Source organism: Bacteroides caecigallinarum, assembly GCF_021530995.1.
GTDB classification, from domain to species: domain Bacteria; phylum Bacteroidota; class Bacteroidia; order Bacteroidales; family Bacteroidaceae; genus Phocaeicola; species Phocaeicola faecigallinarum.
In genome coordinates, this window is the sequence record NZ_JADYTF010000010.1 from 14,122 (window position 1) to 34,217 (window position 20,096).

Annotated in this window: 14 protein-coding genes; 3 read left to right on the plus strand and 11 right to left on the minus strand. The window is 39.8% G+C overall.

Annotated features, from left to right (window positions below; all coding sequences use genetic code 11):
* The first annotated feature begins 139 nt into the window (after positions 1 to 139).
* Complete coding sequence (gene rplS / locus I6E24_RS02730; protein WP_235326022.1) at positions 140 to 493, plus strand: 50S ribosomal protein L19; 354 nt, start codon at positions 140 to 142, stop codon at positions 491 to 493.
* A gap of 172 nt (positions 494 to 665) precedes the next feature.
* On the opposite strand, the gene I6E24_RS02735 is transcribed toward rplS, so the two are convergent.
* The 5 genes from I6E24_RS02735 to I6E24_RS02755 form a co-directional block, all read right to left on the minus strand.
* Positions 666 to 1,169, minus strand: a complete 504-nt coding sequence (locus tag I6E24_RS02735) for an RNA polymerase sigma factor (RefSeq protein WP_235326024.1) — start codon at positions 1,167 to 1,169, stop codon at positions 666 to 668.
* A gap of 143 nt (positions 1,170 to 1,312) precedes the next feature.
* Complete coding sequence (locus I6E24_RS02740; protein ID WP_235326026.1) at positions 1,313 to 1,786, minus strand: CYTH domain-containing protein; 474 nt, start codon at positions 1,784 to 1,786, stop codon at positions 1,313 to 1,315.
* Positions 1,787 to 1,875: 89 nt separating this feature from the next.
* Complete coding sequence (locus I6E24_RS02745; RefSeq protein WP_235326028.1) at positions 1,876 to 2,016, minus strand: hypothetical protein; 141 nt, start codon at positions 2,014 to 2,016, stop codon at positions 1,876 to 1,878.
* A gap of 84 nt (positions 2,017 to 2,100) precedes the next feature.
* A complete protein-coding gene (gene prfB, locus I6E24_RS02750) occupies positions 2,101 to 3,216 on the minus strand; it encodes a peptide chain release factor 2 (protein ID WP_235326030.1) in 1,116 nt (371 codons plus the stop codon).
* A gap of 53 nt (positions 3,217 to 3,269) precedes the next feature.
* Positions 3,270 to 5,075 carry an AMP-dependent synthetase/ligase gene (locus I6E24_RS02755; protein ID WP_235326032.1) on the minus strand — a complete coding sequence of 602 codons (1,806 nt, stop codon included), beginning with the start codon at positions 5,073 to 5,075 and terminating at the stop codon, positions 3,270 to 3,272.
* A gap of 123 nt (positions 5,076 to 5,198) precedes the next feature.
* Between I6E24_RS02755 and I6E24_RS02760 the strand changes: the two genes are divergently transcribed.
* Positions 5,199 to 6,263, plus strand: coding sequence for a M20 family metallo-hydrolase (locus I6E24_RS02760; protein ID WP_235326064.1), 1,065 nt, complete (start codon positions 5,199 to 5,201; stop codon positions 6,261 to 6,263).
* A 20-nt stretch (positions 6,264 to 6,283) separates the two neighbouring features.
* Here I6E24_RS02760 and I6E24_RS02765 read toward each other — a convergent pair whose 3' ends face one another.
* Positions 6,284 to 6,835 carry a beta-class carbonic anhydrase gene (locus I6E24_RS02765; RefSeq protein WP_235326034.1) on the minus strand — a complete coding sequence of 184 codons (552 nt, stop codon included), beginning with the start codon at positions 6,833 to 6,835 and terminating at the stop codon, positions 6,284 to 6,286.
* Between the two features lie 153 nt (positions 6,836 to 6,988).
* Between I6E24_RS02765 and I6E24_RS02770 the strand changes: the two genes are divergently transcribed.
* The gene (locus I6E24_RS02770) at positions 6,989 to 8,167 is read left to right on the plus strand and encodes a phosphoribosylaminoimidazolecarboxamide formyltransferase (RefSeq protein WP_235326036.1); all 1,179 of its coding nucleotides are present in this window, start codon (positions 6,989 to 6,991) and stop codon (positions 8,165 to 8,167) included.
* A gap of 113 nt (positions 8,168 to 8,280) precedes the next feature.
* Here I6E24_RS02770 and I6E24_RS02775 read toward each other — a convergent pair whose 3' ends face one another.
* The 5 genes from I6E24_RS02775 to I6E24_RS02795 all read right to left on the minus strand — a co-directional run bounded on the left by I6E24_RS02775 (position 8,281) and on the right by I6E24_RS02795 (position 20,046).
* A complete protein-coding gene (locus tag I6E24_RS02775) occupies positions 8,281 to 9,930 on the minus strand; it encodes a dipeptidyl-peptidase 3 family protein (protein WP_235326038.1) in 1,650 nt (549 codons plus the stop codon).
* Between the two features lie 70 nt (positions 9,931 to 10,000).
* On the minus strand, positions 10,001 to 13,855 hold the full coding sequence (locus I6E24_RS02780; protein ID WP_235326040.1) for a TIM-barrel domain-containing protein: 3,855 nt from the start codon (positions 13,853 to 13,855) through the stop codon (positions 10,001 to 10,003).
* A gap of 55 nt (positions 13,856 to 13,910) precedes the next feature.
* Positions 13,911 to 15,878, minus strand: coding sequence for a family 20 glycosylhydrolase (locus I6E24_RS02785; protein ID WP_235326042.1), 1,968 nt, complete (start codon positions 15,876 to 15,878; stop codon positions 13,911 to 13,913).
* A 285-nt stretch (positions 15,879 to 16,163) separates the two neighbouring features.
* Positions 16,164 to 16,976 carry an MBL fold metallo-hydrolase gene (locus I6E24_RS02790; protein WP_235326043.1) on the minus strand — a complete coding sequence of 271 codons (813 nt, stop codon included), beginning with the start codon at positions 16,974 to 16,976 and terminating at the stop codon, positions 16,164 to 16,166.
* Between the two features lie 46 nt (positions 16,977 to 17,022).
* Entirely contained in the window at positions 17,023 to 20,046 is a 3,024-nt protein-coding gene (locus I6E24_RS02795) for a cyclically-permuted mutarotase family protein (RefSeq protein ID WP_455577808.1), read from the minus strand.
* Between the last annotated feature and the right edge of the window lie 50 nt (positions 20,047 to 20,096).

The window sequence follows — 20,096 nt, forward strand, 5'->3', positions numbered from 1 at the left end:
CAGAACAAAAAAAGAAGCAGAAGAATTGGCAGTGTCAACTAAAATCACTACCTTTGCACCGCTTTCGCGCAATCGCTGTCATGAAGTGTTACTTGATATGTTGCGTTGTAACGATAAACAATTTAATTTATAAAAAACAATGGATTTAATTAAAATTGCAGAAGAAGCATTTGCTACTGGCAAACAGCATCCTTCATTCAAAGCTGGTGATACAGTAACAGTAGCATACCGTATCGTTGAAGGTAGCAAGGAACGCGTTCAGTTGTATCGCGGTGTTGTTATCAAAATTTCTGGTCATGGTGAAAAGAAACGTTTCACTGTACGTAAAATGTCTGGTACAGTAGGTGTAGAACGTATCTTCCCATTGGAATCTCCAGCTATCGACAGCATCACTGTCAACAAAGTCGGTAAAGTACGTCGTGCTAAATTGTACTACTTACGTGCTCTTACTGGTAAGAAGGCTAGAATTCAGGAAAAACGCGTTAACGCATAATCTTGAAAACTATTTTTCCTTACATAAAAAAAGGTCTGCAGAATTTGCAGACCTTTTTTTATGTAAGGAAAATCCGTTTGTTTGGAAAAAAATTTAGGGTAGCTTCCTAAAAGGAAACCACCCTATCATATAAAATTATCATGAATTATTTAGTTTTTGCGATGTAATACCCTTATCTGAAATCCTTCAATTCTTCCTGTAGTTTTTGTCTGGTAAAAAATATTCTGCTTTTCACAGTACCCAAAGGCAAGTTCAATTTTTCGGCTATCTCGCGATATTTGAATCCTGCAACAAACATAGAGAAAGGAACCCTGTATTCACTAGGCAATGAATTCACTATACGTCTCATTTCCTTAAGATCGTATGCTCCTTCAGTGGAATCACTTTCCAAATCGAATCCTTTATTTATAAAATATGAATTTTCTGTCTGGTCAACATAAGTCTGGTCACGTAACGTCTTTCTATAATTATTTATAAAGATATTACGCATTATCGTATAAACCCATCCTTTAAAGTTCGTCTCTTCTGTATACTTATCCTCATTATCCAATGCCTTTAAAGATGTTTCCTGAAGCAGGTCGTTTGCATCTTCATAATCGGATGTAAGCTTATAAGCAAAGTTCAAAAGGTCAGACTGCACATTTAGCAAATTTTGTGCGAAAGTAGCTGTTTTCATATTCTTGTTGGTTTATTATTTTCTATAACTGTTTGATTTTCACATTACAAAGTTATATATAACAAGCCACCGTCATCCCCTTAAATCAGACATTCAAAGGGGTGAAAACAGTTTTTACCCCATAAAGTGATAGTTTTTCGGTATTATTTCCACTCCTTGAACGGACATTTCATGAGAAAAGAGTTATAATACTTCACCTGCCCAGTAACTTCTTCACCTAAAAACGGAGGTACTTCATACTCTTCATCTACACTGTCAAGTTCAACTTCAGCCACTACAAGACCTTCATTCTCTCCATAAAACTCATCAACCTCAACTGTATGTTTACCGGATTTTACAAGATACCTCGTCTTATCTATCATCCCGGGCTGGCAAAGCTTCATAAGTTCACGCGCTTCTTCAACAGGAATTTCATGTTCCCATTCATATCTACTCAGACCATTATCTGTCGAAGCACCTTTTATAGTGAGGAAACCTTTCTCATTTCTAATTCTCACTCTAACCGTTCTGCCTCTGTCACTGCATATATATCCCTGGATTATTCTGGAAGATGAGAATGCCATATCCTTATATGACGAATCCTTCACCAAAAATTTACGTTCAATCTCCTGCGACATATCATTTAGAATATTTTATTTATTAAATAGAACAAAGGCTGCCGAATAATGTTCAATATTCAGCAGCCTTTATTTATACTTTAGAAAAATCAAGCAGCTACACTATATGCTACAGCTAATAGTATTCCCAATATGAAAATAGAAATACATACTATTTTGAACACTTTGTCAGCCTTTTCTTCTTGACGTTTCTCGTAATTCTGTCTCTTAATGTTATGTTTCTGGCTCATAGCAAATATTTTTATTGTTAATTACCCCAAAATTACTATTTAATTGACAAAAACCAAAAACAGAACAGAAAATTTTATCAGAAATCAAGCCTCACTGTCTGAGAACTCCATCAGGTAAGCCTTGATGAATCCATCTATCTTACCATCCATCACACCATTCACGTCTGATGTCTGATAGTTTGTACGATGGTCTTTCACGCGACGGTCATCGAACACATAGCTTCGTATCTGTGAGCCCCACTCGATTTTCTTCTTTCCGGCTTCAACCTTAGCCTGTTCTTCCATACGGTGCTGCAACTCCTTATCATAAAGTATAGAGCGCAACTGACGCATCGCATTTTCCTTGTTTTTAGGCTGGTCGCGTGTTTCGGTGTTCTCAATAAGGATTTCTTCCTCTTCACCAGTATAAGGATCTTTATACTGATAGCGCAAACGAACTCCGGATTCAACCTTATTGACGTTCTGACCTCCTGCACCGCCACTTCGGAATGTATCCCATGACATACGGGCCGGTTCAATAGTAACTTCTATAGAATCGTCAACCAAAGGTGTAACGAAAACAGAAGCAAATGAAGTCATACGCTTACCCTGAGCATTATATGGAGAAACTCTCACCAAACGATGAACACCGTTTTCTCCTTTCAGGTAGCCGTATGCATACGGACCTTCGATATTCATAGTCACTGTTTTGATACCGGCCTCATCACCTTCCTGAAGGTTTGCTACAGAAAGTTTATAACCATTACTTTCAGCCCAACGCATATACATACGCATAAGCATTGACGACCAGTCCTGGCTTTCAGTACCTCCTGCACCTGAATTTATTTTCAGTACGCAATCCATTTGGTCAGCTTCAGAACGAAGCATGTTCTTCAATTCAAGTTCCTCAACAGCCGTCTGAGCCTTGTTATAAGCTTCATCAACTTCCTGTTCTGTCACCAATTCATCCTTGAAGAAATCGAATGACAGTTCCAGTTCGTCAACAAGAGTTTTAACCTCCTTATATCCATCAATCCAAGCCTGAAGTCCTTTTACCTTTTTCATTTGTGCTTCAGCCTTCTTTGCGTCGTCCCAGAATCCCGGTGCCTGAGTGCGGAGCTGTTCTTCCTCTACCTGTACCAACTTGTTTTCTATATCCAGATAGCGGTAGAGCGCCTCTGTACGTTCCTTTAAATCCTTAAGTTGTTCTATTGTAATCATCTTATTCCTTTTTTGCGGCTACAAAGTTAGTCAAAAATCACAAAATGACCAAGTTACTCCTCATACATCTTCTCTATCTGCTCCGCATAGTTCTTCATCAGTACAGGCCTCTTTATTTTCAGTGTGTTAGTCAGTTCGCCTTTCTCCATACTGAAAGGTTCAGGCAGCAAAGTAAATTTCTTTATCTGTTCATAATGGGCAAATTCCTGTTGAAGCGTATCTATACGCATGCGGAACAGTTCCTGGATTTCCGGTTTCTCAAGCAAATCCTTCATATCAGAATATTTAATTCCTTTGCTTTCAGCGTATGCCTTGACCTGCGAATATTCAGGAACAATCAAAGCAGAAACATATTTTCTCTGGTCTGCAATAATTGAAATCTGGTCAATATATTTATCTACTACCAGTTTTGTTTCAATAGCCTGAGGAGCGATGTATTTACCGTTCGAAGTCTTGAAAAGGTCTTTTATACGGTCTGTCAGATACAGACGTCCGTCCTCGATATATCCCGCATCTCCCGTACGGAACCATCCGTCTGGGGTAAACGATTCTTTAGTCATCGCTTCCTTGTTGTAATATCCTTTAGTTACGGTTTCAGCTTTTACCAGAACTTCATTATTCTCACCGATCTTGATTTGCACACCAGGAAGTACTCTACCAACGGAACCTATTTTATAATCATCAATCCATTGACAGGTAACAGTAGCCGTAGTCTCAGTCAGTCCATAGCCGGCAATCATATTTATACCCACAGAACGCACAAATTCTTCAACTTTAGGTGGGATTGCAGCTCCTGCTGTAGGAAAGAAGTTTCCATTTTCTATACCGATAGTCTTCTTCAGCAGACTGTAGATAGTTTTCTCATAGAATTTATACTTCATTTTAAGAATACCTGAAGGCTCCTTACCGTTCATCAGGCAGTCTATGTTATATTCTTTTCCCACCTTTAGTGCATCAAGCATAAGTTTTTTCTTTATTCCGGTAGTTTCGTTTATCTTATCCATAACTCCGGCATAAACCTTTTCCCAGAAACGGGGTACACTGCACATCGCGGTAGGACGTATTTCCTTTATGGTCTTCTGAATATCCGCCGGTCTCAAATTCACGCATAAAGTACATCCTCTGTCGATACATAAGTACGACCACGCACGTTCAAAAATATGAGTAAACGGTAGAAAATTCATTATCACATCTTTATCAGACAGAGTCTTCAAACGTCCATAATGCGCCTTTATTCCATATTCGAAACATGAATGATGAAGCATTACCCCTTTCGACTCTCCTGTAGTACCTGAAGTGTATAAAATATTTGCCAGGTCTTCAGGAGATGATGCTTCCGTACGTTTTTCCACTTCTGCCTGCAATGATTCGTCCTCACCCATTTTAAGGAACTCATCAAAATAAATAGAATTTGTATCTCCGGGAAGTTTCTTGACATTAGAATCGAAAATCACTATCTGTTTCAGCGATTTACACAGTCCCTGCACACGTCGTGCAACCTCATACTGGTATTGTTCGCCAACGAACAAATACCTGATAGATGCATCCTGAACAATATAATGCACCTGTGCCTCAGAACTTGTAGCATAAAGCGGTATAGTTACCACTCTAGTGGCATAAGCACCAAAATCCACATAAAAACACTCTGGCATATTCTGCGAGAATACTCCCACATTTTCCTGTTCCTTAACCCCAAGTGCCACCATAGCCCGCGAAGCACATTTCACTTTTTCTGCAAACTTATTCCATGACACTGAAATCCATGTAGATAAAGAATAATCACGGTACTTTATAGCAACCCGTTCACCATATTTTTTTGCTTGGCGGAAAACAAGGTCCGACAAAAATGATTTGCCCATTTTATATACTTATTTAGAATTATTAATACGCAAAGTTAATTATTTTTTTTCCATTTTACCACATTCCTGTTACGATATATTAAAATAAAACATATCTTTGCCATAAAATATCAGAATTATATGATGACAGATACAAGTTATTACACATCGGAAGCTGTAACACTGCTTCAGGCTCTGATAGGGATACCATCCATTAGCAGGGAAGAAGATGCAGCAGCCGACTTCCTGCAAACGTATATCGAAGAGTCCGGAATAATGACAGGACGTATGGGAAACAACGTATGGTGCATAAGTCCTATGTTCGATACTTCAAGACCAACAATTCTTTTAAACTCCCATATTGACACTGTCAAACCGGTAAACGGATGGAGGAAACAGCCTTTTACCCCCAAAATAGATAACGGAAAGCTGTTCGGACTTGGCAGCAATGATGCAGGAGCCTCATTAGTTTCATTGTTTCAGGTTTATAAACATCTCAGTGCCACTGAACAGAAGTACAACCTCATATTCCTTGCTTCGTGCGAAGAAGAAGTCTCAGGAAAAAACGGTATAGAAAGCGTACTTCCACAGCTACCTCCAATAACGCTTGGCATTGTGGGCGAACCTACAGAAATGAATCCAGCAATAGCGGAAAAAGGACTGATGGTGCTTGATGTAACCGCCCAAGGGCGTTCGGGACACGCAGCACGTGAAGAAGGAGACAATGCCATCTACAAGATACTGCCTGATATAGAATGGTTCCGTACACATAGATTTGAAAAGGAGTCCCCTCTCCTCGGACCAGTAAAAATGACAGTAACACAAATCAATGCCGGAACACAACATAATGTTATCCCGGACACATGCAGCATTGTAGTAGATATCCGCAGTAATGAATGCTATTCAAACGAAGCCCTTTTTGAGGAAATAAAGAAAAATATAGGAAGCGAGATAAAGGCCAGATCATTCAGGCTAAACTCTTCAAGCATATCTCCTGACCACCCTATAGTGAAACGGGCGATAGCATTGGGTAAAACGCCATTCGGCTCGCCTACACTTTCTGATCAGGCGCTCATGCCATTCACATCGGTGAAGATAGGTCCGGGCAAATCATCCCGCTCGCACACGGCCGATGAATATATAATGATAAATGAGATAGAAGAGGCAATAGACCTCTACATAAAACTATTAGACGGGTTGGAGCTTTAAGCTCCAGCCCTTTTTTTATATCAGTCAGCTTCAATTTCCACAAGCTCTCCTGTTACAGAATTCATGATAAATCCTCTCACCCTGATACCCTCTGCCGGCATCAGCGGATGATGACGTACGATGTGTACACTTTTACGTACAGCGTCCTCAGTATCATCAAATCCACTCAGCCAGGAGCGCAGGTCGACATCACAGTATTCCATCATCTCAATATGATCCTGCGACACACCACGCGAACGCATGTGGGAAAGCATAACATCGCTGTCCATGTGCTGTACACCGCAGTCGGTATGCCCAATTATCATAATTTCTTCTACTCCAAGTTCGTAGATTGCCACCAACAGACTTCTCATGGCACTACCGAACGGGTGAGTAATAGTTCCACCGGCATTCTTTATAATCTTCACATCACCGTTTTTCAGCCCCAATGCAGCAGGAAGCAGCTCTATAAGGCGCGTATCCATACATGTCACAATGGCAATCTTCTTGTCAGGATACTTGGTAGTAAGAAATTTCTCATATCCTTTTGTTTCAACAAAAGATTTGTTGTATTCAAGCAATTCGTCTATCATAATCAATTACCTATATTAATTATTATACAATGTAAAGATAACACTTAATTTTTTACACTTCATACACTTAGATTACAAAAAAATCAAAACCATATAGGAAAACAGCAGACAAAACAGTATTTTTGTAACAGAATTCATAAACAAGAAAAAATTATGGCTAAAGAACTTGAACTGAAATACGGATGCAATCCTAACCAGAAGCCTGCACGTATTTTCATGAAAGAAGGGGAACTGCCTATTGAGGTCCTGAACGGACGCCCCGGTTACATCAACTTCCTTGATGCACTAAACGGATGGCAGCTAGTAAAAGAACTTAAAGAAGCTACAGGAATGCCTGCCGCTACATCATTCAAGCATGTCAGCCCTGCAGGTGCTGCTATAGGTCTTGAACTGGACGAAACAATGAAGAAAATTTATTTCGTCGATGGCCTTCCTCTTTCTCCGCTTGCTAATGCTTACGTACGTGCCCGCGGCGCAGACCGTATGTCTTCTTACGGCGACTTTATCGCACTTAGCGATATCTGCGACGAAGAAACAGCACGCTTCATCAACCGCGAAGTATCCGACGGTGTTATCGCTCCGGGATATACAGACGCAGCCCTGGAAATACTGAAAGCAAAACGTAAAGGTACTTACAACGTAATCAAGATTGACCCAGACTACGTTCCTGCTCCAATCGAAACAAAAGAAGTGTTCGGTGTAACTTTCGAACAGGGAAGAAACGAAATCAAGTTGAACGGCGACGATTTGTTCCAGAACATCCCTACTCAGAACAAGAACTTTACAGATGCAGCAAAGCGTGACCTAATGATTGCGCTTATCACTCTGAAATATACTCAGTCAAACTCTGTATGCTACGTCAAGGACGGTCAGGCAATCGGTATCGGTGCCGGACAGCAGAGCCGTATCCACTGTACCCGCCTTGCAGGAAACAAGGCCGACATATGGTATCTGCGTCAGCATCCGAAGGTATTGAATTTGCCATGGGTTGAAAAGATCCGCCGTGCAGACCGCGACAACACTATCGACATCTACATCAGCGAAGATCACGACGATGTTCTGGCAGACGGAGTATGGCAGCAGTTCTTCACAGAAAAACCTGAAGTGTTGACACGCGAAGAAAAACGTGCATGGCTTGACACACTGAAAGGTGTAGCTCTTGGCTCAGACGCATTCTTCCCATTCGGCGACAATATCGAACGTGCCCACAAGAGTGGTGTGGAATTCATAGCACAGGCAGGCGGCTCTGTACGCGATGACCATGTTATCGAAACTTGCGACAAATACGGCATTGCAATGGCATTCACAGGCATTCGTCTGTTCCACCATTAATAAAATGCACCATACATAGGACAAAACTCCTGACAGAATCCTTTAAAAGATTAACTGTCAGGAGTTTTCTATTATATAATATCATTTTTTATGCCTTGTTCACTGAAAATGCATCAATCAACTTTTCCAAAAAGAACGTCCTCTCCCTGAATAAATCTTATATCACGAGGAATTCCAGCACCGTTTATCTTGTCAAGATCAGCCTGAAGCGCAGGAGTTATTCCGCCGTTCTCAGTTCTAAACTTAGCGGCAAACTCAATATCACCGTCTCCCTGAGTCTTGAGAATAAGAGCAGCCCATGAATTCATGGCATCCTTTGCTTTCGAGAAGTCTATCACATATTGTCCTTTGGCATCACGCGAAAAAGCTCCAGCTTTTTCCATATAATTGAAACACATCATGTTAGCTTTACCATGAGATGACGCAGCCCCAAATCTTACAGAACGCAAGATGCCGGCAATATATGTAGCTATTGCATCTTCGGCTGTAATATTGGTTATCTCTCCCATTTCCACAAGTTTTGTAACCATGAACAGACCAAGAATATCAGCCTTTGCTTCCTCCCAAGATGTTTTTTCAGTACCCATCACGGCATCCACACTACCCTTTCCGTTGATAGTCTGCTTTACTCCCAATCCATGAGCTACTTCGTGGAAAGTAACATTCCAGAAGAAAGCGTCAAAGTTAAGATATTTCTGCTGTTCAGGTGTCATGATAAGTTCTCCGATAGGCATAAGGATCTTGTCAAACTTAGCTTTCATCGCATTTCTCAACTGAAGACGACGAGTACCTTTCAAAGCATGTACCCTGTCATCATTAGGAAGGTTGATTGCGATAGTCTTACTTCCTGCATTGCAGTCACCCGCATAATAGACAGCATCATATACATTAAGATCTGATGAAGTTCCCGGAACAAAAGTCTTGTATTCAGGAGCACAAGGCAATTCTTTCTGAAGTGCAGGAAGCATTGAAACGAATTTTGCAAGATCTTTGCTTCTAGCCTCATCTTTCAGAAGGATAAACGATTCGTAAGAAGTTTTGGTTTCACGGAACTTGTCATCATAGCTTTCTATAGGTCCTGTCACGAAATCTATCTTGCTTTCCTTCATATCCATCCATGCAAGGTCACTTGCAAGATAATCATCAGTCTTGAAAGCTTCAATACGTTTTTCCAGATAGGTTTTCAATCCCGGATCTTCAGCTATAGTCACAGCCTTTTCCAGCAAAGTACAAATCTGACCAATCTCTTCGGCATACTCATCATGATACCATACACTCTTCAGCGAGCCGTCCTCATTCCTGCGTATCACAGTGTACCATGATTCCTTATTCTCATCTTCGAAAGCATCAAACTCTTCTGCAGTTATATCGTGTGGATAGTAATTGCATACATCAAGCTTATCGCCATATCCGGCGATGAAAGGTCTGTTATCATCAAGACGATCCCATACACCGTAATGAATCATGGCAAATTCCTTGGCATAACTATCGGTAATTGTATCAAGTTGCGATTTGTCGCCAAATGTTTGCTTCCAGAAAAGATTGTCTGTAATTTTTCCTACCTGAAAAAATATCTTCACCAGTTCCTTTTCGTTTTCACCAAGTCCGTTTACCAGATCAGATTTCAACTCTACAGAAGCATACTCCTCCACTTTTACCTTCATTGGAGATTCAGGTTGTTTCTGTTCGCTGCACGACATAGTGGAAGCCATTGCAGCTATTCCAAGCACTGATGCTGAAAAATTAAAAAGTCTCTTTCTCATTGTATATTAATTTATTGTTTTTTTATCAGGCGAAGATAGTAAAAAAGATTTTTATCAGTAATCATTAAAATCAGAAATCAGCTGTATTAAGATGTTTGTCGACAAGTATTCCATCTGAGACTCTAATGTCAAGAGTAAACTTACGCTTAGCTCTGAATCTTATAGTCATAAGTTCGGTATCACCCTCCAGACATTCCTTTTCCCCTAAATTGACAAACGTAGGATATAGAGATTTCTCGCCGTTTGTGTGCAGACGGTCGTATGTAAGATTTTTCATATCTTTCATTCCGTAAGCATCTGTACCGATATATTCCATATCACTTTCAACATAAGGCAAAGCAAAGCTCAATGCATTTACTGAACGCAATCCCTTACCACTAACCTTTATTTCGATAGTCTCGCCTGCATTATAAACAGTCTTGCCAATCTTAACGCTTACAGTTCCTTCAACAGACTGTATGCTATTATCGTTTATTCCATCTTCCAACACTATCGCCACATTCGAGATATCATAAGCATCAATCAATCCGTTCATATTCAAATCACCCTTGCTGATGTAACCCTCGTAATCACTGTCACCTTTTCTCAAACCGGTATAATTCATATAAGATGTCAAATCATTTTCATCCACGATATTATCATGATTTATATCGCCCGGGATATAACTTTCCGAACCAGGTACACGGAACACATATATTTCACGTCCCGAGCCGAAATTACCACTCGCCTGTGAAACTGAAATTTTAATATATCGTACCGTTGGTTTATCCTTGAACTCGAATATTTTTGTATCATCGCCTTCCCATTCGAACTTTCCGGCCTCAGTCCATGTTTTCTTGTTCATACTGTAATATACAGTACCTTTCTGCAGTGTACCGTTTCCACCGCCTGTACGAGGCAAATACATGAACTTCTCTATCTGACCTATGCATCTCAAATCCATTATAAGATCAAACGGAACGGCCGTCTGTCCCCACTTGGTGTGCCACATATCAGATTCATCAAAGTTAAAAAGTTTATCCGGTTTTTCTCCACCCTGACTCTCACACGTAGTTTCACCTTTGATTCCACGTATAGCAAATTCCAAAGGATCGGACTTGGTTTGTGCAGTAATTTCTGACCATTCGGACACACCATCCTTATTTACGGCGCGTACTTTCATTGCATAGGAAGTTTCAGGCTTCAAATCACCAAACAGCAGTTCGGAACCCTTTATTGTAGAATAAATCATTCCGTTGTGTTCCACTTCATAATAATCCGCATTATCCACCTTTTTCCACGACGGAGTCAATGTATATGCTGTTATATTCTCTTCTGCTATTCCGGCTTCAGGAGCTATAAGTTCACCGGACGAAGAAAGCAACTTGTCTTCCACAAGATATTCATATCCTTTGATTTCAAGTTTGATGTCGGTTTCTGTTATATCCGTCCTGGCTATACGCACATGAAGAAGAGGATTCTTTACCACACTAAGTTCAGCCATCTCCGTTCCTTCTGTGGAAAACCTGTTAAGTTCAGGTTTTTCTTCATAATAGAACATGTTCTCGCCTCCATGCAATTCTTCAATTGACGAAGCCTCAGCAAGTTTTACACGTTTCCCTCCCAAAGTGGCCGTAATCTTTTTAGGTTTGCCGGTAAGATTCACTCTCACAACAGTAGTCTTTTCCTTGACCATACCCTCGAATCCGCCTTCAGTGGCAGCAATGGAAATAACAGCCTTGTCTCCATCCAGTTTCTGCGATATAAGGGTTGTAGCCCCTCTGCCTGATTTATACTCTTCTGTAACTCCATCATCATCATACTCTGTAAACTCAGTATTTCCGTATGGATACACCTCATATATGCGTTGTGTACGATCTATCTGGCCAACATTATTATTGGGGTTACACAATGGAATAATAGCACCTCTTTTTACAAAGAAAGGCAATTTCCACAACGGAGCATCATAGTTATTGATTATCCTGTTTCCGGTATATACATCCCCGGTAAAATAGTCAATCCATTCACCTTCCGGCAGATATATTCCATCTCTTATATCATTTCCCTTATCATCAGCATTTGTTGCCTGATATATAGGAGCCACGAGAATAAACGGTCCGTAAAGGAACTGGTATCTAGTAGCCGTTCCTAAAGTATATTCGTTTGGATAATCCAGGAACATGGCACGAATCATAGGTTTTCCGTCGACAGCTTCTTTTGCTATACTATATGCATACGGCATCAGTACGGATTTCATCTTAAGATACCAGCGGTTGATAGAAACAGCAGGTTCGCCCAGGATATGAGGATATTTCGGATTTGCTCCCCAACCGTCCATATTCAGTTGCATAGGTGTAAATGTCTTCCACTGGAAGTCACGTACATTTACAGGTATATTCTTACCTCCGAAAATTCCATCCATATCAGAGCTGATATTAGGCTGTCCGGAAAGTCCGCTGCCTATATATGTGGGTATATGAAAACGGATATATTCCCAGTTGCCACCGGTCTGGTCACCACTCCATATTCCTGCATATCTTTGAGTGCCTGCCCAACCATCAAGTGAAATAATGAAAGGACGTGCATTATTACCGTAATAAGGCATGATATGTCCTACATCCGCGACACCATTCAGTCCGAAAGAGTAGCCGGCGCCTACCCATGCCACATCAGTCTTCAGTACACGCACTCCTGCATCCCTCACTTCTTTTATTATATCACGCTGGAGCAATGCACTTACACCTTCCTTTGGATGCAAGTCCGACTGAGTCCAAAGCCCTATCTCAATTCCCTTCTTATTGGCATAGTCTGTAAGCGACTTCAGGTTCTGAATGTTTCCGTCAAGAGTTTCAGTCTGTCCATATCCGGCTCCATAACCATCGTTTGGCAACAACCAGCCCAATGGCATGTCGTATGCTTCATATCGGTCTATAACAGCACGTGCCGAGAACTGGTAGTTATTATTTTCTCCATTAAGAGACTCTTTTATACCTCCATTGTCTTTCTGGCTTTCCTTATATTTCTTTCCGTCCTCGAACAATATGCCGTTTTCGTCTTCTTTCCAGTAGTCACGGTTATAGGCATTGAGATGCCCCTCATAGAAACCGAATTTCGGGATAAGAACAGGATTACCTGTCAACTGATAAAAATCATTAAGCAATCCTACAGGACTATCATTTACCATAAAGAACACATCAATATAGTCGGTATTATGGCTCAGACGAACAATTTCTGGTTCTGAAGCACCAAAATCATATTTACCCATCGCAAAAGTATGCCACATCATACCATAACCAGCTGTAGACCAATAGAAAGGTGTAGGCGAAGCCACCCCTCCATCGGTCCAGTTATTTGTATTCTCAATAGCTATAATCTTACCTTTATGAGAAAAACGTCCGTTCTGCACTCCACCACCATAGAAGTATTCATCTTTACGTTCCTTGAGAAATATAGACACATTCCTTGAAGAAAACTCAAGAGGTGAAGCAGCCTCAGCCACTACATAGTTATCGCTCAAGCGTATCAGCTTGAACAAAGAAGTCCGTTTATCGAAAGAGACTCTCACTTTGGAAGTAGAGACAGCAATTTCTTCATCATTTTCAGTCAATGTCACCCCACTCACTTTCTCTCTGGGAGAATCCACCAGAATATCTGCATCTGGTTTGGCCTCAGGTTTCCTGATTATACCTCCGGAATTATCTTTAAAGAATCTGAAGATATTCTCTCCATAAAAATCGATACTCAAACGTGTATTATCCGAAAACAGAATATCTGCAGTAGTCGGATTTATCATTATTGCATTTAAAATAGCTTTTTCAGATGTATCTGTCGCCGTATTTACAACCGCCTTATCAGACAAGCCACCGTTAAGAATACTGCCATTTAAAGAAACAGTACTTACCAAAGGCAAAGACAAAGCAAGCAATAAAGTCTTATTAGATTTCATTCAAAGTATATATTTAAGAATTATGTATATTTATAAACCGTTTAATTCCAACCAATTATTTATTAACTATTACTTTCAGATTACTTATTTTACTCTTGAAATCACCTGCCTTCCTTAATGGAAACACTAAAGTACGAACATAGTTCATAGAATCTTTTCCACCATTGAAATAACGTTTCTCTATGTCAAGTTTCTTAACTTCTTTTCCATTTACTTTAAGCACAGTTGATTTGTTGTCACCTTCAATGCAGATATGAGCTTTTTCATCCGGATAAAGCTGAAATCCGAACGAGTTTAAATATCCGTCACGCGAGAAACCTATCTGTCCACTTATCGGATCAGAAAGATACAATACAGCATTCGACGAGCGGAACAGCTCCGTACCATTCTCTTCCTCTGATGCCTGGATATCGAATTCCACACTATAATTATATCCTATTTCTTCGTGTGGCAACTCCATTCCAGCCTTGACCTCATCAAGCTGATATACAATGCCCGTATTCCTGCCGATTCTACCAAGCTGGTTTACACCTGGAGCTTCACTTAGCAACATTCGTTTTGCTGCAAAATCTTCATAAGAAACAGAGACATTCTTACCGGTCCACATTTTCACACTCAATGTCTGTAAGGCCGGGAACGAACGGTGATGAATGTCTTTCACAGAAATACCGTTACCAACATGGTCGTTCCAAACGGCATACATACCCCCAAGTATGGCAGGATCTTTTTCTTCGAACACAGCTTTTCCTACATGAGCCGGAGTCCAGTTTTCATAAAGATACTTTGTATTCAGATAATCGTAGTAGTATCCTGCCGCAGGAACTATATAAAGAAGCCCGTCCGGGATACTAATCAGTTCATATCCCTGCTTAACCATCTCTTTAGGGTCAGCATATCCGTTATACCATGCACTCATAATTACATTGTCCGATTTTACAGGTGTTTCTCCTTTGGCATGAGTAAGAGCTCCCCAAACACAAGCCTGTTTTCCAAAGCTTTCTACATACTTAATATATCTGTCTGTAAATTCACGGAACTTTTCTACCACTTTCTGATCCTTGTTTGAATATTCGTCTGTTCCTATATGCACTTTAGGACCTACGAATACAGGATTTTCTCCTTCCAGATACTCTTTGAGCAGTCCGTCCATGAACTTATAAGTCTCGGGATTAAACAAATCCAAATGATCCATTCCGTATTCCTTGCTTCCGAGAGACTTATTATAGTGACTGAAAGCCAAAGTATGAGCCGGAGCATCTATTTCAGGAATAATTTCAACAAACAGTGAAGCCGATTCTTTCTGAAAGTCAATAAACTCCTGTTTTGTATAATATCCGTCGCGTGAGGTCAGACCCGGATAAGTGTCACATTCCAGACGGAAAGCCGCGTATGTCTCATTCCAGTCGTGTCCGAAGAATTGTTTGAAACCATTGTCGTTAAGATGAATCTGGAATGTATTCATCTTATAATATGACATTGCTTTCATAAAGTCTCTGAGATAATCCATAGGAATGAACTTTCTACCGCAGTCCATCATGAATCCTCTAATATCATAATCAGGGAAGTCCTTGATGTAGCCTTTGGGCAGTGAACGTGAATCGGACTGCTCGGACATCTGCAGAAGAGTTCTTGTACTCCAATAAACTCCGGCATAATGTGTAGCAGAAATAGTAACCTTATCGGCAATATCGATAGTATAACCTTCTTTCCCGAGGTCTGGCTTATTTTTCAACTTCAACACAAAGTCGCCCTTCTTAGCTTTTCCGTATGCTACAGGTATTTCCATTCCGAACATTTCCTTGTAATCAGCAGAAAGGATATTAGCTATACGTATAAGTTCCGGATCTTCTTTGTCGCAGACGATTTTAGTTTCAGCACCGGGAATAAATTCTCCCTGTTTTCCCTTCCATTCCTTCAATTCAGGAATAACGAAAGGCTTTTGATTCTGTGAAAAGACACAAAGTGTGTTCAATAGACAAACAACTAACAATAAAATTCCAGGTTTAAGATTCGTGATTCTCATATTTCATAATATTTAAACATTAGCAGAATTAATAATAAAAGATTCAGGTATAAAAAAATCGTACGTGATTGATATTCAACAGATTAAGGTACTAAACTGATAATATACATAAGTAACATGTACAATTAAAGTGCAATATTCGCAAAATTTCCGAACATACACAAGCAAGTTACAGATAATTTGACCAATGAACTTCTACTATATATCTATTCATAATTTTAAAGATAATAAGATAACTGTCAGAATTAAATTTGCATACGTATATTTAATACTATGAGAATAAACTCATAACTCTATTTCTTTCACACATCCTGTATGATTATAGAATACCATATCTCCCCAAAGAGAATAGAAAAAAGCATACTTATCCACACCGGAGCAATGACATACTCCCAATTCATCCGGCAATGAATCTTTCAATCCTACTACTATAGCATTATCTTTATCCGGTGAAGCATTATGTATATGAAAACCTCCAATAATCATTTTTAAACGACAATTATAAAAGAATGAAGAGACACTACGCAGAATATTTGTAATTCCACGATGCGAACAGGCACTCAGCACCGTCATTCCTTCTTCACCTTTCAGAATCAAAGCCAATTCATCTTCGAAACGATCAGGAACCAACTCACCGTTACGCCTCACAAGGAAATGTTCGAAATGAGTATCGTTTTCATTGATTACAGGTAAATCAGGGAAAACCCATATACCAGGAAGTATCTCTGATGTTTTGTCCACAAACATAAAGCGCGACATATCCAGTCGTGCGGCATGCCTGATACCATTCTCTCTATTCCCTTTGAACTTAGGATCCAGAGCCTCACGTTTACAGATTACTTTCGCTTTCCTATTTATCTCAAGGAATGCTTCAAGACCACCTGCGTGATCACTATGACCATGCGACAGTATCAGATAATCCACCTGCTGGAAATCGCAATGCAACAAACGGGCATTGCGCACAAATAAATCTGAAGCTCCTGTATCAAAAAGAACTACATGATTTCCGACCTCCACATATAATGACAATCCATGTTCAGCCTGTAGCTTACGACCATAAACACAGTTTTCGACCAATGTTGTTATTTTGCATTTCATATTCTTAAATAAAAACAACGTTCAAGGCACAAATTTATCAAGAAAGTTAAAATAAAGGAATAGTAATAATCTTATTTGTTCTGATTCCCGGTTTTGTTTCCCCACAAATCATATACAGACAATCCTCATACATCAGAAGTACGCCACCAGCTTTAGCCACACCATCTACCTCCTTAACAACATTCCAAGTCCTATCTTTTAAATTAAAGAACAGTACATCATCATTAAATTTATACCATTCAACAGGCTTCTCCAGATAGCCATCCGGAGCTTTGCCGTTTATGGCATTTTTGAAAATCGTATAGTTCACACCACCGGTAAGTATAAGCATATCATTATGTACAATACCACTTCCGCCAACAAGACAACGTTTCTCTCCATTCTCGTCAAGCGGCAGATCAATTAGTCTTTTCCACGAACGCTTATCTACGTTATAACACAGGATATCGTCTGAAAGTACAGCCTCCTTCTTTTTCGATGGCGATTGGAATCCGCCTATAAGATACAGTTCGTTTTTACCGTTGGAAAGGAGTATACTCTGTATTCTCTTGTTCCCGGGATAAGACGTAAGCTTTTCCCATTTATCAGGTGAAAGAGCCGACATGCGATACAAGCTGTTCCTGTCCGTCTCTGTCATACCTCCGGTAATGTAAATATCATTGCCGATGGCAGTTCCGGACAAATTGGTCATACATTCAGGTATGGAAGGAAGAGTCTCGATATCTACCTTACAGTTTTCGCAGTCCAAAGAAACCTTATAAGCTGAGTTCAACTTCCCATTCTCGTTTTCGCCACCGATTAAACACATGTCATCTCCTATTAATACTGTCGCTCCGTATGCCATATTCTGGGGCAATTGTCCGAGCAGCTTCCATCCTTTGCTCTTTTCCTTCATGTTTATGGCATAAATCTCGCTGTAATACACCTTCTTTCCACCTTTTGCAGCCGGAACATCAGGGAAATTACATCCTCCGGCTACAATCATCCAATCATTAATAATTCCGGCAAAAGGTGCGGACACTCCGAGAGGAATAGGATGGTTTGGGATAGTCAGGTTGTCTGTTTCAGCCTTAAATGTAGAGGCAGGCAAACCGTCTACATTAACTAAATTGGCTTTGGTAAAAGGTTGCCAACCATATCTTACATATTTAGGATTTTTCACTTTAGAAGAACGTAGGATTACATTATCATTATGTATTTCAGTTTCAGCAGCATAATATAATCCATCGTGTTCGGCCAATTCAAACCCTATTACTTTCCCATTATTGCTTGCTGCACAAAGCCCTTCGGAATAATCAAAACTTACAGTTACACTATTATTACCTGTAACAATAGCCTTTTTAAACAAAGGTCCTGATGGTAACAAATTGTATTTGTAGGTTTCGGCTAAAGCCCATCGGGCGAGTCTTTCTCCAATAGGCTTTTTATTTCTTGGATGTACATCAATAGAGTCTCCGTAATCTGATGAAACAACCATACCCGTATTGGGAATTTCGTACATTAATTTGCGTTGGCTGTCTCTGAACCACGGCCATGATGGTCGGTTGAGACTGGAAAGCTGCACATAATAGAAAGGCATATCATTATTACTCCAATTATTTCTCCAACTATTCACCAGCAATTTAAAAAGACTCTCATGAGCCTCAGCATTATGTGCGTTAGATTCACCTTGATACCATATTGCACCTTTTATCGGGAATTGCTGTAAGGGAATGATACCAGCCTCAAACAAATAACACGGTTCATACGGATGACGCTGGAATACAGAACCTGATTTCTTTATATTAAGTGAAGCCCTATCTCTTGCCCACTTTTGGATAAAGTCGTTATTTCTCCAATCACTCAGTATAAAAGGAAATTTCCTTTCCAACGTGTTTCTGTCAATCCATGATTCTGTAGTAGAGCCCCCAACAGCATTGCATATTAGTCCAATTGGAACATCAAGACTGTCTTGCAACATTTTACCAAAATAGTAGGCTACAGCTGAAAAATCTTTTACTATTTCTGGATTACATTCTTCCCATGTAGTTTTTCGATAATACTCCAGATGGTTTACAGAATCCAATGCAGATTCCGGCCACTCTACAGCATCAGTTTTCCATCTGGGTTTCATATCAAATAGTCTTATATTACTGTTTCCTGAATTTTTAAGTTCTTCTTTGGCATCCACTGAGTTTTTCAACATAAACTCCATATTAGATTGTCCCGAACATAGCCAGACTTCACCTACTGCAACATTTTTGAAAACAAGGTTTTTATATCCATTTGATACCGACATCGTTATATTTCTTTTTGCTGATAACGGTTCGATTACAATATTCCAACAACCTCTATTGTCTGTTACTGTTTCATATTTATTACCATTTATCTCAACTATAATATGATCATTGGCATTCGATGTACCGGATAATTTTAAAGGAACGTCTCTTTGTAGAACCATATTATCACTATAAATTTCCGGCACCTTAAGTCCACCATAATTACCAGTAATTGCAGAATAAACTGTCTTTGCCAATATCGATGCACCTTCCTCATTAGGATGTATAGCATCCGGGAACATGAAAGGATGATTATGCAGGACAGAATAAAAATCAATAAATTCTACACCACAGATGTCAGCTACGACACTTATTTTATCTCTTATCTCATCCTGCCATACCTTAGTACCGGAAAGAAATCTTGGATGCCTGTCCCATATTGGTGTTATACCGGCTATAATTATTCTAGCATTAGAATTTACACTCTTAAATGAGTCAATTAGTGAGATATAATCTTTAATGAAATCATCCCTAAAATCGGGCCAATCTCTAGGATCGGTATCATTTACTCCAAGATGAATAACTATAATATCAGCATTAAATGCAAGAGCATCTTCATACTCTTTCTGTTCGGTATATGGTCTGTGGCCTTTGTTCAACAAAGTTGCACCAGGTTTGCCAAAATTACCTACAAAATATTCGTCTCCCAACATTGTCTGTAATAATGCCGGATACGAATCTTTTTCCCTGTCTTTTACTCCAATACCATATGTTATACTGTTTCCTACACAGGCAACTTTTATTGAATCCACGGCATTTATAGATAAACAGACAAATAAATATAAAATAAGCGCCAACTTTC

Excerpts from the sequence above, each read along its gene's own strand:
- I6E24_RS02765 (WP_235326034.1), bottom strand. The coding sequence starts at position 6,835 with ATGATAGACGAATTGCTTGAATACAACAAATCTTTTGTTGAAACAAAA.
- I6E24_RS02760 (WP_235326064.1), top strand. The coding sequence starts at position 5,199 with ATGACAGATACAAGTTATTACACATCGGAAGCTGTAACACTGCTTCAG.
- rplS (WP_235326022.1), top strand. The coding sequence starts at position 140 with ATGGATTTAATTAAAATTGCAGAAGAAGCATTTGCTACTGGCAAACAG.
- I6E24_RS02755 (WP_235326032.1), bottom strand. The coding sequence starts at position 5,075 with ATGGGCAAATCATTTTTGTCGGACCTTGTTTTCCGCCAAGCAAAAAAA.
- prfB (WP_235326030.1), bottom strand. The coding sequence starts at position 3,216 with ATGATTACAATAGAACAACTTAAGGATTTAAAGGAACGTACAGAGGCG.
- I6E24_RS02775 (WP_235326038.1), bottom strand. The coding sequence starts at position 9,930 with ATGAGAAAGAGACTTTTTAATTTTTCAGCATCAGTGCTTGGAATAGCT.
- I6E24_RS02745 (WP_235326028.1), bottom strand. The coding sequence starts at position 2,016 with ATGAGCCAGAAACATAACATTAAGAGACAGAATTACGAGAAACGTCAA.
- I6E24_RS02790 (WP_235326043.1), bottom strand. The coding sequence starts at position 16,976 with ATGAAATGCAAAATAACAACATTGGTCGAAAACTGTGTTTATGGTCGT.
- I6E24_RS02780 (WP_235326040.1), bottom strand. The coding sequence starts at position 13,855 with ATGAAATCTAATAAGACTTTATTGCTTGCTTTGTCTTTGCCTTTGGTA.
- I6E24_RS02740 (WP_235326026.1), bottom strand. The coding sequence starts at position 1,786 with ATGTCGCAGGAGATTGAACGTAAATTTTTGGTGAAGGATTCGTCATAT.
- I6E24_RS02735 (WP_235326024.1), bottom strand. The coding sequence starts at position 1,169 with ATGAAAACAGCTACTTTCGCACAAAATTTGCTAAATGTGCAGTCTGAC.
- I6E24_RS02785 (WP_235326042.1), bottom strand. The coding sequence starts at position 15,878 with ATGAGAATCACGAATCTTAAACCTGGAATTTTATTGTTAGTTGTTTGT.
- I6E24_RS02770 (WP_235326036.1), top strand. The coding sequence starts at position 6,989 with ATGGCTAAAGAACTTGAACTGAAATACGGATGCAATCCTAACCAGAAG.